This is a genomic window from Agromyces mediolanus (genome assembly GCF_044917495.1).
Classification (GTDB): Bacteria; Actinomycetota; Actinomycetes; order Actinomycetales; family Microbacteriaceae; genus Agromyces; species Agromyces mediolanus_B.
Genome location: NZ_JAVSSI010000007.1, coordinates 172,103 through 186,041, shown reverse-complemented (window position 1 = coordinate 186,041; position 13,939 = coordinate 172,103). Strand labels below are relative to the sequence as shown.

15 protein-coding genes are annotated in these 13,939 nt (G+C 73.6%); 6 read left to right on the top strand and 9 right to left on the bottom strand.

Annotated features, from left to right (window positions below; genetic code table 11):
- The 3 genes from ROT00_RS12105 to ROT00_RS12095 are packed head-to-tail and all read right to left on the bottom strand — an operon-like array spanning nt 1 to nt 2,358.
- Entirely contained in the window at nt 1–1,275 is a 1,275-nt protein-coding gene (locus ROT00_RS12105; RefSeq protein WP_404775171.1) for an RNA polymerase sigma factor, read from the bottom strand.
- A 10-nt stretch (nt 1,276–1,285) separates the two neighbouring features.
- Nucleotides 1,286–1,657 (bottom strand): YciI family protein, encoded by a 372-nt coding sequence (locus ROT00_RS12100; protein ID WP_404775170.1) that lies wholly within the window; start codon nt 1,655–1,657, stop codon nt 1,286–1,288.
- Nucleotides 1,658–1,701: 44 nt separating this feature from the next.
- Nucleotides 1,702–2,358 (bottom strand): DUF998 domain-containing protein, encoded by a 657-nt coding sequence (locus ROT00_RS12095; RefSeq protein ID WP_404775168.1) that lies wholly within the window; start codon nt 2,356–2,358, stop codon nt 1,702–1,704.
- Between the two features lie 177 nt (nt 2,359–2,535).
- Here ROT00_RS12095 and ROT00_RS12090 point away from each other — a divergent pair, with 177 nt between their 5' ends.
- Both ROT00_RS12090 and ROT00_RS12085 read left to right on the top strand, forming a co-directional pair.
- Nucleotides 2,536–3,000, top strand: coding sequence for a hypothetical protein (locus ROT00_RS12090; protein WP_404775167.1), 465 nt, complete (start codon nt 2,536–2,538; stop codon nt 2,998–3,000).
- A gap of 121 nt (nt 3,001–3,121) precedes the next feature.
- A complete protein-coding gene (locus ROT00_RS12085) occupies nt 3,122–3,760 on the top strand; it encodes a glyoxalase (RefSeq protein ID WP_404775165.1) in 639 nt (212 codons plus the stop codon).
- Nucleotides 3,761–3,855: 95 nt separating this feature from the next.
- On the opposite strand, the gene ROT00_RS12080 is transcribed toward ROT00_RS12085, so the two are convergent.
- Entirely contained in the window at nt 3,856–4,428 is a 573-nt protein-coding gene (locus ROT00_RS12080; RefSeq protein ID WP_376934347.1) for a TetR/AcrR family transcriptional regulator, read from the bottom strand.
- Nucleotides 4,429–4,500: 72 nt separating this feature from the next.
- Between ROT00_RS12080 and ROT00_RS12075 the strand changes: the two genes are divergently transcribed.
- Complete coding sequence (locus tag ROT00_RS12075; RefSeq protein ID WP_404775164.1) at nt 4,501–5,073, top strand: dihydrofolate reductase family protein; 573 nt, start codon at nt 4,501–4,503, stop codon at nt 5,071–5,073.
- Between the two features lie 79 nt (nt 5,074–5,152).
- Here ROT00_RS12075 and ROT00_RS12070 read toward each other — a convergent pair whose 3' ends face one another.
- The 4 genes from ROT00_RS12070 to ROT00_RS12055 form a co-directional block, all read right to left on the bottom strand.
- Nucleotides 5,153–5,635 (bottom strand): peptidoglycan-binding domain-containing protein, encoded by a 483-nt coding sequence (locus ROT00_RS12070; protein WP_404775162.1) that lies wholly within the window; start codon nt 5,633–5,635, stop codon nt 5,153–5,155.
- A gap of 120 nt (nt 5,636–5,755) precedes the next feature.
- On the bottom strand, nt 5,756–7,207 hold the full coding sequence (locus tag ROT00_RS12065) for an alpha-hydroxy acid oxidase (RefSeq protein WP_404775160.1): 1,452 nt from the start codon (nt 7,205–7,207) through the stop codon (nt 5,756–5,758).
- Between the two features lie 12 nt (nt 7,208–7,219).
- Entirely contained in the window at nt 7,220–7,972 is a 753-nt protein-coding gene (locus ROT00_RS12060; protein ID WP_404775158.1) for a FadR/GntR family transcriptional regulator, read from the bottom strand.
- Nucleotides 7,973–8,192: 220 nt separating this feature from the next.
- Nucleotides 8,193–9,281 carry an NYN domain-containing protein gene (locus ROT00_RS12055; RefSeq protein ID WP_404775156.1) on the bottom strand — a complete coding sequence of 363 codons (1,089 nt, stop codon included), beginning with the start codon at nt 9,279–9,281 and terminating at the stop codon, nt 8,193–8,195.
- 66 nt (nt 9,282–9,347) lie between these two features.
- Here ROT00_RS12055 and ROT00_RS12050 point away from each other — a divergent pair, with 66 nt between their 5' ends.
- From ROT00_RS12050 to ROT00_RS12040, 3 genes are all read left to right on the top strand, one after another.
- Entirely contained in the window at nt 9,348–10,340 is a 993-nt protein-coding gene (locus tag ROT00_RS12050) for an aldo/keto reductase (RefSeq protein ID WP_404775154.1), read from the top strand.
- Nucleotides 10,341–10,468: 128 nt separating this feature from the next.
- Complete coding sequence (locus ROT00_RS12045) at nt 10,469–12,112, top strand: serine hydrolase (RefSeq protein WP_404775152.1); 1,644 nt, start codon at nt 10,469–10,471, stop codon at nt 12,110–12,112.
- Between the two features lie 207 nt (nt 12,113–12,319).
- Entirely contained in the window at nt 12,320–12,811 is a 492-nt protein-coding gene (locus ROT00_RS12040; RefSeq protein ID WP_404775150.1) for a DUF1707 SHOCT-like domain-containing protein, read from the top strand.
- A 51-nt stretch (nt 12,812–12,862) separates the two neighbouring features.
- Here the strand turns inward: ROT00_RS12040 and ROT00_RS12035 are convergent, their stop codons facing one another.
- On the bottom strand, nt 12,863–13,840 hold the full coding sequence (locus tag ROT00_RS12035) for a serine hydrolase domain-containing protein (RefSeq protein ID WP_404775148.1): 978 nt from the start codon (nt 13,838–13,840) through the stop codon (nt 12,863–12,865).
- Nucleotides 13,841–13,939 lie beyond the last annotated feature (99 nt).

Sequence of the window (13,939 nt, the reverse complement as noted above, 5' to 3'; positions counted from 1 at the left end):
TCAGTCGGCGGCTCGCCCGCCCCGCCCGCCCCGCTCGGCCCGCTCGGCGAGGAACCGCCGCTCCACCTCGTTGGTCGCGAGCTCGGCCGCGGCGCCGAAGGCCAGCCGCGCCTCCTCGTGTTCGCCGAGCTCGTCGAGCAGATGCGCGCGGACGATGCGGGACCGCGCCGCCGTCAGCGGCTCGACGCTGAGCCCGTGCTCCCGGTCGAGCTCGTCGAGCAGCGCCAAGCCGCGCCGTGCGCCGAACGCCCGTGCGACCGCGACCACGCGGCTGAGGCGAACCGGACCGGTCGGCTCGAGACGCTCCAGCCAGAGGTAGAGGGCGGCGATCTGCGGCCAGTCGGTGTCCTCCGCCGTCGCCGCGTTCGCATGGACCGCCGCGATCGCGGCCTGCAACTGGAACGGCCCGACGTCGGCCCGGTGCCACGCCGACTCGATCAGCGCCGTGCCCTCGGCGATCCGGTCACGGTCCCACAGCGAGCGATCCTGATCCGGAAGGAGGACGAGCCGATCGTCGAGTTGCCGGGCGTCCCTGCGCGCCTCCGTCAGCAGCATCACCGCGAGCAGTCCCTGGGCCTCGAGGTCGTCGGGCCGCGCTGCGACGAGGATCCGGACGAGACGGATCGCCTCGGCCGTGAGGTCGACCCGCAGGAGTTCGGCGCCGGCGCTCGCCGCGTATCCCTCGTTGAAGATCAGGTAGAGGATGCGGCGGACGGCCGGCACCCGCTCGACCAGGTCTCGCTCATCGCCGAGCTCGAACCGCGCTCCCGCCCTGCGCAGGGTCTGCTTCGCGCGGCTGATCCGCGTCGCCATCGTCGCCTCGGACGCACCGAACGCGTGCGCGATCTCGGCGGTCGTGAGGCCGCCGACCGCCCGCAGGGTCAGTGCGATCTTCGACGTCTCCGCGAGCGAGGGGTGCGCGCAGAGTACGAGCAGCTCCAGACTGTCGTCGTGCGCGACCGCGATCGGCGCGGCGGCCAGCGGATCCGCGCGGCGCGGATCCGTGCCGAGCCACTCGCCCTCGCGCCGGCGGTCCGCCTCCTCCGAGCGGAGCAGGTCGACGAGCTTGCGATAGCCGACCCGGATCAGCCAGCTGCGCGGCTCCGCCGGGAGCCCGTCGCGCGACCAGCCGGCGTGCGCGGCGAGGAGCGCCTCCTGGGTGGCGTCCTCGGCGAGATCGAACCTGCCGAACCGGCGGACCAGTGCGCCGAGCACCTGCGGCGCCTCCTCGCGGAGCACCGTCTCGACGCGCCGGTCGCGGCTCCGCACCGTCACGCGGGGTCGGTCATGCGGCGAAGTCATCGCCCATGATCGGCCTGATCTCCATCGGCTCGCCGAGGACGGAAACCATCTCGGCGACGATCTCGCGCGCCCGCTCCATGCCCGAGCACTCGATCACCGCGAAGCTCGCGAGCACCTCCTTCAGCTCCGCGAACGGGCCGTCGGTCGCGATGACGCCGCGTTCCGTCTTGCGCACCGTCGTCGTGACGGCCGGATGGCCGAGGCCCTCGCTCAGGACGAACTCGCCCGACTCGCGCAGTCGCGCCTCGAACCGCTGGTACGCGGCGAAGGCGTCGAGGGCCTCCTGGCTCGGGACGTCGGCCTCCGCCGCCTCCCAGGAGTCGGCGGGGGTGTAGCTCAGCAACAGGAATTTCACGGTGCCCCTTCGCATCGTCAGTTCGTCTGCCTCAACGGTACGGCTCATGCCCGCGCCCGCAACCGCAGCGCCAGCACGGTGACCCAGGTGAACGCGATCGCCCCGGTCAGCGCGATCTGCACGCTCGACTCGGTCGGCGACATGGGCAGGAGCAGCACGAGGGCCGTCGCCGCATGTCCGATCGAAGCCCAGACCCGCCGCCGGCGGATCGACTGGACGAGCAGCACGATGCACGCCCCCGCGAGGGCGAGGAACGCGATCGCCGCCGCGGCCACGTGCACCGTCGCATGCCAGGAGAGCGGCACCGCGCCCTCGGGTGCGCCGGCCGGGAAGCCGTGCTGCGCGTCCATCGGGAACAGGCCGGCGACGATGAAGCCCAGCCCGAACACGGCGACGAAGCCGCTTGCGAGCCGGCGCGAGACCCGGCCCTCACCGACGCGGCTCAGCCCGAGGGCGAGCCCGAGCCCGCCGAGCCCGGCGATCACGAAGGCGAGCACCTGCACCCAGCCTCCCTCGCCGACGGCGAGCTGGCTGAGCGGATGGCGGCCGAGCTCGTAGCCGTCCCGGAGCAGGGCCTGGACGAGGGATGCCGCGTAGAAGAGCGGCCCGGCGAGGGCGCTGCCGAGCAGGAGCGCGCGGAGGCCGCCCGCGCCGCGCGTCGCCGTCGCCTCGGGGACCGTGGTGGTCGTTCGTACCGTCATGGGAGTCATCCGATCCCGGCCCCGGGGTGGGGCCGACACTGCTACGACGGAGCGGGGTCGTCGGTCTCGACATCCGTCCGAGCAGAATCCCGGACGCATGTCGAGACGCGAGGGTCGGCTCCGTCGTCCTCCATGAGTCCGGTGTTCCGCCGGGCCGAGCAGAACGAGGAGATCGAGATGACGGAAGACACGACGAACGAGTTCACGGGCGAGTCGGCGGGCGAGGCGCCTCAGCCGAGTCCGGAGCTGCGGGCGCTCGACCGCCTGGTCGGCGAGTGGCGCGTCGAGGGCGGCGCACCCGGCCTCGTCAGGTACGAGTGGATGCCGGGCGGGTTCTTCCTGCTGCAGCACGTCGAGCTCGAGCAGTTCGGGCAGCGGATCAGCGGCTTCGAGGTGATCGGGCCGCTCCGCCCGTTCGGCGAGCCGGCCGGCACCGACGTGGTGTCGCGCTTCTACGACTCGCTCGGCAACACCCTCGACTACGTGTACGAGCTCGACAGCGACACGCTCACGATCTGGGGCGGCGCGAAGGGCAGCCCGGCCTACTTCCGCGGCACCTTCTCCGACGGCGACCGGGTGATGGCCGGCGAGTGGGTGTACCCGGGAGGCGGCGGCTACCCGTCGACCATGACGCGCGTGTGAGCGAGCGCGGGCGGCGCCCGGGTCGTCCGGGTGCCGCCCGGATGCGGCCCGGGCGCCGCCCGCACGGATCGAGCAGGAATCGAGAAGCCCGGGGCATCCGCTCGCTCGTAGCGTGGCCGACATGGACACGAAGACGAACCACACCACCGCCCCGGCGATCGACTTGATCGTCATCCAGGCCGACGACGTCGCCTCGGCCGAGCGCTTCGCCGCAGCCGCCTTCGGCCTCGGCGACCGCCTGCGGGTGCAGCCCGCGGAGGCTCCGAGCAGCGGCTTCCGCGGCTTCACCCTCTCGCTCATCGCCGCCCAGCCCGGCGACGTCGACGCGCTCGTGCGCTCGGCCCTCGACGCCGGCGCCACCGTCGTGAAGCCGCTCACGAAGTCCCTCTGGGGCTACGGCGGCACCGTGCAGGCGCCCGACGGCACCATCTGGAAGGTCGCGACCTCGGCGAAGAAGGACGTCCGTCCCGCCGCCGCCGTGTTCGACCGGATCGTGCTGCTCCTCGGGGCCGAGGACGTCGCGGCGAGCAAGCGCTTCTACACCGAGCGCGGCATCGCCGTCGGCAAGAGCTTCGGCAGCTACGTCGAGTTCGAGACCCCCGGCAGCCGCATCGGCCTCGGTCTGTACAAGCGGCGCGCCCTCGCGAAGGATGCCGGAGTGCCCGCCGAGGGCGCAGGCTCGCACCGGATCGTCATCACGGGTGCGCTCGGCTCGGTCAGCGATCCCGACGGCTTCGCCTGGGAGGCATCCGCCCGCTGAGCGGGCTCCGCCCGCCCCACCCCCGAGTTGCCCAATTTTCATGGAAGTCGGGCAACTCGGGGTGGAGTCGGCGGGGCTCGCGACCCCGCGCGAGCTCAGCGGCGGGGGAGGAGCCCCGCGACGAGGGCGTCGACGACCTCGTCGGTGGAGGTGCCGGGGTCGATCGGGCTCGTGAGCCGGTCGAGGAGGAGCCCGTCGATCGCGTAGTGGAACAGGGCGATCTCGCGGGCGCCGCCCGGCAGTCCGGCATCCGTGTTGAACGCGACGTCGGCCTCGAAGCCGGCGCGCTGCCAGGCGCCGAGCACCGCGGCGAGCTCGGGGCGACGGGTCGACTCCAGCCGGAGCTCGAAGAGGGCGAGGGTGACCTCGCGCTCGGTCGTGAGCCGGCGGACGATGTCGCGGAGGTAGTCGGCGAAGAGCTCCGGGCTCGGCTCGGCGCCGGCGCGCGCCTCGAGGTCGGCCTCGCTCGGCGCCAGGCGCTCGCCGATGCGATCGACGAGCCCGCCGATGAGGGCCTCGCGACTGCGGAAGTAGTTCGAGGTCGTCCCTGCGGGCACGGATGCCGCGTCGTCCACCGCCCGGTGGGTGAGCCCGCGCGAGCCCTCACGGGCGAGGACCTCGAGCCCGGCATCCGCGAGCGCCCGTCGGCGCGCCTCGTTCTTCGCCATGCTCCGACCCTAGCGCAACCACGACATCTGTTGTAGTCTCCCAATCACTACACATGTTGTGAATGGAGCAGGATGCGAGCACTCAGCTACTACGTCGCCGTCACCCTCGACGGGTTCATCGCGGGGCCGAACGGCGAGTTCGACGCCTTCCCGGTGGAGGGCGACCACATGTCGGCGATCAACGAGCGGTTCGCCGACACCGTCCCCACCGACGCGGCCGCCGCCCTCGGCCTCGCGCAGGACCGCAGCCGCTTCGACACCGTGCTGATGGGCTGGAACACCTACGCCGTCGGCCTGCCCTTCGGCGTCGACAGTCCCTACCGGCACCTCAGGCAGCTCGTGTTCAGCCGGGAGCACGAGGCGAGCGGAGACGGCGTCGAGACCGTGCGTCGCGACCCCGTCGACGTCGTGCGCGAACTCAAGGCCGAGGAGGGATCGGGCATCTGGCTCTGCGGCGGCGGCGCGCTCGCCGCAGCGCTCGCCGACGAGATCGACCGGCTCGTGCTGAAGCGGTACCCGCTGTTGTTCGGCGCCGGTATCCCGCTGTTCGGACCGCGGCCGTACGCGCCGAGCGGCTTCACCGAGGTCGCCACGCAGGCCTTCGAGACCGGCGTCGTGCTCTCCGAGTACGAGCGGGCGCGCTAGCCGAAGACGGCCCGGCCCCGATGCGGGGCCGGGCCGTCTCGTGGCTCGCCGGTCGGCTGCGCTCGTCAGCCGAGACGCATCACGGAATCGAGCGACAGGTGCCCGCCGTCGTGCCCCACTTGAAGGCCCGCGCGGTGTTCGGCCCGTAGATGCCGTCGGCCGTCACCCCGAACTTCTGCTGCGCCCGGATCAGCGCGGCCCGCGTCGCCGGTCCGAACACGCCGTCCACCGCGAGCCCCGCGCTGACAGCGCAGGAGCTGTTCAGCCCGCCCTGCAGCGCCTTCACCGCGACGGAGTTCGCCCCGCTGTCGAGGCGGCACAGCACGTTGAAGTTGGCGTCGGCCGGCACCACGAAGTAGGTGCCCGCGGACGGGTAGTAGATCACCTGCTTCGAGCAGTAGCCGCCGTTCGCGGCCTGCGCCGGAGCCGGTGCCGCCGCGACCACCGATCCGGCCACGAGGCCGAGCGCGATGGCGAAGACCGCCGTCATCCGATGCCATCGCCCCCGCCGCGGCTCGGCCGCCGTGCGCTCCGTGCGCTGCATGAACTTCGTGAACTTCATCGTTCCTCCCGAATCGACGCCCGATGGTGCGACGATCGCCCCCCGGCGTCACTGGGGGTGTTTCCAGCAGGCACCGAAGCGTTACCGGACCGGGAGGAGATGCCTCCGCCGAGGCGGCGCTCAGCCCGCCTTCGGCGTCGCGCGCTTCGCCGGCGTCCGCGGGGTTCCCGACGCCTTCGCGGCGCCCGACGCCTTCGCGGGCGCGGCCGTCTTCGCGGGGCCGGATGCCTTCGCGCCATTGCCGGCCTTGGTGGCGCCACCCGCCTTGGTGGCCGGCCGCGACGACCGCACCGCCTTCGGCTTCGCCTCCGCGGCGAACTCGGCGGCGGCCTGCACGGGTCGGGCGACGGGCTGCAGGCGGGCGAGCTGGGTCACGTGCTGCGGGCCGAGCTCGTCGAGCGTCGAGACCTCGAGGAGCTTCATGGTGCGCTCGATCTGCGTGCGGAGGATCGAGATCGTCTGATCCACACCGCGGCGCCCGCCGGCCATCAGCCCGTACAGGTACGCCCGGCCGATGAGGGTGAAGCGCGCGCCGAGTGCGATCGAGGCCACGATGTCCGCGCCCGACATGATGCCGGTGTCGACGTGCACCTCGAGGTCGCCGCCGACCTCGCGCGCGACGCTCGGCAGCAGGTGGAACGGGATGGGCGCCCGGTCGAGCTGGCGCCCGCCGTGGTTCGAGAGCACGATGCCGTCGACGCCGAGGCCCGCGAGCTTCTTCGCGTCCTCGAGCGTCTGCACGCCCTTCACGACGATCTTGCCGGGCCACATCGAACGGATCACCTCGAGGTCGTCGAAGGAGATCGTCGGGTCCATCGCCGAGTCGAGCAGCTCGCCGACCGTGCCCCCGGTCGAGGAGAGCGAGGCGAACTCGAGCGGCGGGGTGGTGAGGAAGTTGATCCACCAGGCCGGGCGGGGGATGGCGTTCACGATCGTGCCGAGGGTGAGCTGCGGCGGGATGGAGAAGCCGTTGCGCTTGTCGCGGAGGCGGGCGCCCGCGACGGGGGTGTCCACGGTGAAGAAGAGGGTGTCGAAGCCCGCGGCGGCGGCGCGCCGGGTGAGTTCGTAGGAGATCTCGCGGTCGCGCATGACGTAGAGCTGGAACCAGTTGCGCCCCGACGGGTTCGCCGCCTTCACGCCCTCGATCGAGGTGGTGCCGAGCGTCGACAGGGTGAACGGGATGCCCGCCGCGCCCGCGGCGCCCGCCCCGGCGACCTCGCCCTCGGTCTGCATGAGGCGGGTGAAGCCGGTCGGCGCGATGCCGAACGGCAGGGCGCTCGGACCGCCGAGCACCTCGCGGCTCGTGTCGACGACGGGCACGCTCCGCAGGATCGAGGGGTGGAACTCGACGTCCTGGAACGCCTGGCGGGCCCGGGCGAGGGACAGCTCGTCCTCGGCGGCGCCCTCGGTGTAGTCGAACGGCGCCTTCGGGGTGCGGCGCTGCGCGATGTCGCGCAGGTCCCAGATGGTGAGCGCGCGCTCGAGGCGGCGGTCGGTCGGGTTCATCGTCGGCGTCTTGAACCGCATGAGCTGGAAGATCTCGCGCGGGTTCGGCAGCTGGCGTTGCACCATTTCGTTTCGGTCCTATCGTGCGGGGTCGGAGATCGCCGCGTAGTAGCCGGCGATGTGGTCGTGGATGCCTCGGCGGGCCGCCGCGGCATCCCCGTCGGTGATCGAACGGATGACGCCGCGGTGCTCGGAGCGCAGGCGCTCGGCCATGGCGGGCCAGTCGGCGATGCGCTGCATGCCCGCGACGACGTAGCCCTCGATGCCGCTGCGCAGCCCCGCCATGGTCGCGAGGGTGACCTGGTTGCCCGCGGCCTCGGCGAGGGCGAGGTGGAAGGCGGCGTCGAGCGCGAGGAACTCCTCGGGCGCGAGCGACGGATCGTCCATCGCGTCGAGCAGGCGCTCGGCCGCGGCGAGCGAGGGGGCGGCGGATGCCTCGGCGGCGTCGGATGACGCGGGGGAGCCGGAGCCGGCGGCGGATGCCTCGGCCAGGCGCTCCGCGACGGCGCCCTCGAGCAGCAGTCGGGTGTCGACGAGGTCGGCGACCGGCAGTCCGCGCGCGGCGACCTGCAGGCGCATGAGCGTGCGCATGCCGCCGTCGGGCGTCGCGACGATGACGGCGCCGGCGCTCGGGCCGGAGCCGGTGGCGGTGCGGACGAGCCCCATCGCCTCGAGCACGCGGAGCGCCTCGCGCACGCTCGAGCGGCCCACGCCGAGTTCGGCCGAGAGCGCCCGTTCGCCGGGGAGCCGGTCGCCGGGCGCGAGCTCGCCCGCGAGCAGGCGCGACTCGACGTGCTCGAGCACGTGCTGCCAGGCGCGGGTGTCGCTCACGGCTTCCTCCTGTGGTCGGACCACAGGCTAGCAGATGTGGTCAGACCACACACGCGCCACTTCAGCGGCGTTGCGCCAGCAGAGGTGGCGCAACGAGCACGAAGTGGCGCGGGCGCGTGGGAAGTGTCGGCCGGGGCGCGCGGGGGGCGCGTGGGAAGTGTCGGTCGGGGCGGCGGGGCGCGCGCGGGAAGTGTCGATCGGGGCGGCGCGCAGGGCCGGCTCAGCCCTTCTTCGGGCGGATCCGCACGCGGCCCCGGCCCGTCTCGTCCAGCTCGACGACGCCGCCGCGGGACTTCAGGAACTCGGTGAACGAGGCGAAGCCGAGTCGTCGCTCCTGGAACGTCGGATCCATCCGCATCATCTGGTTCTTCACCGCGCTCGACGTCTGCCACTCCTCGTCGTTCTTCGAGCGCAGCAGCTCGATCGCCTTGAGCAGCAGTCGCCCGGGGTTGCGCGGGCTGCCCGACGCCTCCTCCGCGGGATCGACCGGCGGCATGAACTGCAGCGTGCGCGAGGAGGCGCGCCGGGGAGGCGCGGCGGCCGGCTCGTCGGCCTCGCCCGAGGCGGCAGCGGCATCCGCCGCGGCATCCGCGCCCGAGGCGTCGCCGCCCGTCCCGGCCGAGGCATCCTGCTGCTTGCCGCCGCCGCGGCGTCGCCGCGAGCCGCTCTGCGCGGGCTCCGTGGCCGCCTCCGGAGCGCCGCTCGCTGCGGCCGTGGCCGCCTCGTCCTCGTCGTCGCCGACCGCCGCGTCGGTCGCGAGCAGGGCGTCGTAGTCGGCGTACTCGTCGCACGCCGCGGTGAGCGCCCGGCTCGTGCCGCCCGCGACGCCGATGCCGACGACGTAGCGGCCGAGCCGCTTCGCCTTCTGCGCGAGCGCGACGTAGTCGGAGTCGCCCGCGACGATCACGATGTGGGTGAGGTCGTCGAGGCGGAACATGTCCTCCACGGCGTCGACCGCGAGCCGGATGTCGGCCCCGTTCTTCGTCGAGGAGAGCGGGAAGAGCTGCACGAGGTCCACGGCCCGGTCGATCAGCTGGCCGCGGTAGCTCGCGTTCACGTGCCCCGACCAGTCGGCGTACGCCCGGGCGATCGCGATGGTGCCGAACGTCGCCGCGAAGTCGAGCACGGCGTCGACGTCGACCGTGGCCTCCCGCAGTCGCTCCGCGGTCTTGGTGCCCGCGGTCGGGGACTTCGACCGCGAGGTGTCGCGGCGGTAGGAGCTGTCGCCGTGCAGCTGGTCGTAGCGGGAGATGACGATGTTGTCGAAGTCGAAATAGAGGGCCACGCGGGGTTCGCTGGATGCCGGCATGACGCGAGCCTACGCCGCGCGCCTGAACGGGGAATACCCGCGCGGGGGTCGCCGTTGGCGGGAGGCATGACCGAATCCAGTGCCACCGCCGCCGTCAGCCCCGCCCTCGCCCGCCTCGCCGAGACCCTCGAGGTGCGCCCGTTCCCGCTCGCCCTCGGCGGCAACGTGTTCGGCTGGACGGCCGACGAGGCGACGTCCTTCGAGGTGCTCGACGCCTTCGCGGCCGGCGGCGGCACGCTCATCGACACCGCCGACGGGTACTCGCACTGGGTCCCCGGGCACACCGGCGGCGAGAGCGAGACGATCATCGGCCGCTGGCTCGCCGGGCGCAGCGACCGCGACGAGCTCGCGATCGCGAGCAAGGTGAGCACCCACCCGGAGTTCGCGGGCCTCTCGGCGGCGAACATCCGGGCCGCGGCGGATGCCTCGCTGACGCGACTCGGCACCGATCGGATCGACCTCTACTACGCCCACTTCGACGACGAGTCGGTGCCGCTCGAGGAGACCGTCGGCGCGCTCTCCGCCCTCGTCGACGCGGGCAAGGTGCGCGCCATCGCGATCTCGAACTACACGCCCGAGCGCATCGACGAGTGGTTCCGGGTGACCGCCGAGAACGGCTTCCACCGTGCGGTCGCCCTGCAGCCGCACTACAACCTCGTCGAGCGCGAGTTCGAGGGCGGGCTGCGCGAGCGCGCCGAGCGCGAGGGGCTCGCGGTGCTGCCGTACTTCTCGCTCGCGAAGGGCTTCCTCGCCGGCAAGTACCGCGCCGCGGCCGACCTCGAGGCGCCGGGCGCGAGCGTGCGCGCCGGGGGCGCGGCCGAGTACCTCGACGCGCGCGGGCACGCCGTGCTGACGGTGCTCGACGAGATCGCCGCCGCGCACGGCGCGGAGGTCGCGACCGTGTCGCTCGCCTGGCTGCGCAGCCGGTCGACCGTCGCGGCGCCGATCGCGAGTGCCCGCACGACGGCGCAGCTGCCCGCGCTGCTCGCCTCCGCGGAGCTCGAGCTCGGCGCCGACGAGCTCGACGCGCTCACCGAGGCATCCGCGCCCGCCGCCTGATCACTCCCGCCGCCTGATCGCGCCCGCCGCACAACTCAGGAGCGCCCCGGCGCGGGGTTCCTGAGTTGCGCGAGGGGGCGGAGGCGGCCCGCGCCGCTAGGCTGCACGCAGGATCGGGGGAGGATCGCATGCGGCGACAGGCATCCATCGGCAGGAGTGCGGCGCTCGTCGCGGCGATCACCGCGCTGACCGCGCTCACCGCGTGCACCGCGCCGCCGCCGTACGCGCCGCGCGCGGCGCTCGGCGAGATCCCGCCGCAGGACGCGGTCGAGCTCGCCGACGGCGCGCTCGACGCCGCGCTCGAGCAGCTGCCGGACGAGGTCGAGCGGCTGCTCGAGGAATCGGGCGTGCCCGGCGCGGCCGTCGCCGTGGTGCGGGGCGACGAGCTGCTCTTCGCCCGGGGCTTCGGCGTCCGCGAGCTGGGGAAGGACGCGACGGTCGACGAGGACACCGTCTTCCAGATCGCGTCGATGTCGAAGCCGATCGGCGCCACGGTCGTCGCGAGCCAGGTCGGCGCGGGCGTGGTCGACTGGACCACCCCCGTCGCACCGCTGCTGCCCGGATTCGCGCTCGCCGACCCGTGGGTCACCGAGCACCTCACCGTCGGCGACCTCTACGCCCACCGCTCCGGCCTGCCGATGGCCGCCGGCGACGAGCTCGAGGACCTCGGCTACGACCGCGCCTACATCCTCGACCACCTGCGGTACCAGCCGTTGCAGCCATTCCGGATCAGCTACAACTACGCGAACTTCGGCATGACCACGGGGGCGCAGGCCGTGGCGAACGCGGCCGGCACCGACTGGGAGACGCTCTCCGAGCGGGAGCTCTACGCCCCGCTGCACATGGACTCGACGAGCTCCCGCTACGCGGACTTCCTCGCCCGCGACAACCGGGCGACCCTGCACGCGAGGACCGGCGACGGCGAGTTCGCGCCGCTGTACGAGCGGAAGCCCGACGCCCAGTCGCCCGCGGGCGGCGTCAGCTCGAACGTCGTCGACCTGGCCAAGTGGATGTCCCTCCTGCTCGGCGACGGGACGTTCGCCGGCGAGGAGCTGATCGCGCCGTCCGCCCTGGCGCCGGCGATCGCGCCCGAGATCGCGACGGGCGTGCCGCCCGTGCCCGACGCCCGCGCCGGCTTCTACGGCTACGGCTTCAACGTCGGCACGCAGCCGAGCGGGCGGGTGACGCTCGGGCACTCGGGCGCGTTCCTCCTCGGTGCGGGCACCAACTTCCAGCTCGTCCCGGCGCTCGACCTCGGCGTCGTCGCCCTCACGAACGGCGCGCCCGTGGGGGCGGCGGAGGCGATCGTCTCCGAGTTCCTCGACCGGGTGCAGTACGGCGAGCCCACGCGGGACTGGCTCGAGGCGTACGGGCAGGCGCTCGGCCATTCCTTCGAGCCGCAGGGCGACCTCGCCGGCGAGGACCGACCGGCCACTCCGGCCCCGCCCGGGCCGCTCGCCGAGTACACGGGCACCTGGCAGAACCCGTACTACGGCCCGGCCGTGGTGGAGGCCGCGGCCGATGGTTCGGGCGGGCTCGTGGTGCGGCTCGGCAAGGACGGGGCGACGACGCTCGAACTCGAACCGTGGCACGGCGACGTCTTCGCCTTCGATCCCGGCGGCGAGAACGCCCCGATCGGGTCGCGCTCCTCGGCCGCGTTCGTGCTCGGCGGCGCGGATGCCTCGGGCGGGGATGCCTCGAGCGGCGCGGGCGGCGACACGATGACGCTGAACTTCTACGACACCACCGGCCTCGGCACCTGGACCCGCTGAGGCGGCGGCGCCGGCATCCGCTTCGCCCTCTTCACAACTCAGGAACGTCCTGGCGCTCGGTCTCGCGCGGCGCCGCCGTGCCCCGGGATTCCGGGGATGACGCGGACGCGGTTCCTGAGTCGTGCCCGGGGGTTCCTGAGTTGCGCATGGGGAAGGACGCCGGGAAAGGGGGTCGACGCGGGGCGGCGAGTGCGGGAGAGTGACCCCGTGAACGACTACGCGCACCCAGACCGGCCCGAGGAGCGGCTGAGCACCGCCGAGCGGGAGGCCGCGGTCGACCGGCTCTCGGCGGCGCAGCTCGCCGGGCGCATCACCCCCGAGGAGTTCGGCGAACGCTCGGCGGCCGCCCGACGCGCCGTCACCCGTGCCGACCTGGTGCCGCTCTTCGCTGATCTGCCGCCCGGCGAGGCGCCGGCCTACGGTGAGCGCGCCTACGCGCAGCAGCCGAGCGCGCAGCAGCCGTACGCCCAGCCGAGCGCCGGCCGGGCGGATGCCGACGAGTACGGCGGCGGACGGGGCGTCCGTCCGCTCGGCGGGGCCGTCGGTGCGACGATCATGGCGCTGGTGCCGTTCGCTGCGCTCGCGCTCTTCTTCCTCTCGGGGACGTACGGCAGCTACACCTGGTCGTGGATCTGGTTCCTGCTGATCCCGATCGCCGGCATCATCATCTACGGCCCGGGCTCGACGCGCCGCCGCTGACCCGGGCCGGTCGTCGAGGCATCCGCCCGCCCGCGAAGCCCGGCGGACGACTCAGTCGAGCGCGCGACGCGATGCAGCGCCGCCGACGGCGTTCTGCAGCTCATCGATCACGATGCCGAACTGCGCCGGGTCGGGGCGGTTCGTGAGCAGCACGAAGCAGACGCCGAGGGACGGAGTGATCCAGAACTGCGTGCCGGCCCAGCCCGCGTGGCCGAAGGTGTCGCGGGCGAGCAGCCCCGGCGCGCGGACGAGCAGATTCCACGCGAAGCCCCACTCCTGTCCGCGGTCCTCGGTGAACGGCTCGAGCTTCGTGAGCCCCTCGGTGAGCGGCCGGCGCATCGCCTCGACGGCGAGCGGGGAGACGGTGCGCCCGTCGTTCCGCAGCAGCGACGAGCCGAGCGCGAGCAGGTCGCTCGCGCGGGCGAACGCGCCGGCGCCCGGATGCCGGAGCGTCGAGAACCGCTCCCAGTCGAGCCCGAACGCCGCGGCGTCGACGGGCGCGTGGCGGGTGGACTCGTGGTCGAAGGTGACCCCGTCGGCCCCCGCGCGTCGGGTCAGCTCGAGCACCCGTCGCTCCCACGGCTCCCCGCTCGCGTGCTCGATGAGCGCGGCGACGCCCTCGAAGGCGAGGGTCGAGTAGCGGGTCGCCGTGCCCGGGGCGAAGTCGGAGTCGGCGGCGAGCAGGGTGCGGCGGAGCTCCGGCTGGTCCATGGGCGCCTCGACGATGCCGGAGCTGTGGCTCACGAGGTGGCGCAGCTGCACCTCCTCGGCGCGACGGAAGCCGGGGAGCGCCGCGCCGAGCGGCGTCGTGGTGGCGAGCCGGCCCTGCTCGACCAGTTCGAGCGCGGCGAGGCCGACGAGCGGCTTCGTGATCGAGAACAGCGGGTAGTGGTCGTCGGCGGATGCCTCGCCGAAGGCCTCGAGCGCGACGACGCCCGAGGCGTCGGCGACGCCGAGCACCGCGGTGGGCAGGGCGCCGCTCCGGACGTGGCGGCGGGTCCAGTCGAGGGCGTGGTCGAAGGCGGGCATGCGGTCCTCTCGGTCGGTGCTGCGAGACGGGGCGGTGCTGCGAGACGGGTCGGGGCGGGGCGGATGCCGCGTGCGGGCGGATGCCGGGTGCGGGCGGAT

Excerpts from the sequence above, each read along its gene's own strand:
- ROT00_RS12095 (WP_404775168.1), bottom strand. The coding sequence starts at position 2,358 with ATGACGGTACGAACGACCACCACGGTCCCCGAGGCGACGGCGACGCGC.
- ROT00_RS12090 (WP_404775167.1), top strand. The coding sequence starts at position 2,536 with ATGACGGAAGACACGACGAACGAGTTCACGGGCGAGTCGGCGGGCGAG.
- ROT00_RS12085 (WP_404775165.1), top strand. The coding sequence starts at position 3,122 with ATGGACACGAAGACGAACCACACCACCGCCCCGGCGATCGACTTGATC.
- ROT00_RS12080 (WP_376934347.1), bottom strand. The coding sequence starts at position 4,428 with ATGGCGAAGAACGAGGCGCGCCGACGGGCGCTCGCGGATGCCGGGCTC.
- ROT00_RS12075 (WP_404775164.1), top strand. The coding sequence starts at position 4,501 with ATGCGAGCACTCAGCTACTACGTCGCCGTCACCCTCGACGGGTTCATC.
- ROT00_RS12070 (WP_404775162.1), bottom strand. The coding sequence starts at position 5,635 with ATGAAGTTCACGAAGTTCATGCAGCGCACGGAGCGCACGGCGGCCGAG.
- ROT00_RS12065 (WP_404775160.1), bottom strand. The coding sequence starts at position 7,207 with ATGGTGCAACGCCAGCTGCCGAACCCGCGCGAGATCTTCCAGCTCATG.
- ROT00_RS12055 (WP_404775156.1), bottom strand. The coding sequence starts at position 9,281 with ATGCCGGCATCCAGCGAACCCCGCGTGGCCCTCTATTTCGACTTCGAC.
- ROT00_RS12050 (WP_404775154.1), top strand. The coding sequence starts at position 9,348 with ATGACCGAATCCAGTGCCACCGCCGCCGTCAGCCCCGCCCTCGCCCGC.
- ROT00_RS12045 (WP_404775152.1), top strand. The coding sequence starts at position 10,469 with ATGCGGCGACAGGCATCCATCGGCAGGAGTGCGGCGCTCGTCGCGGCG.
- ROT00_RS12035 (WP_404775148.1), bottom strand. The coding sequence starts at position 13,840 with ATGCCCGCCTTCGACCACGCCCTCGACTGGACCCGCCGCCACGTCCGG.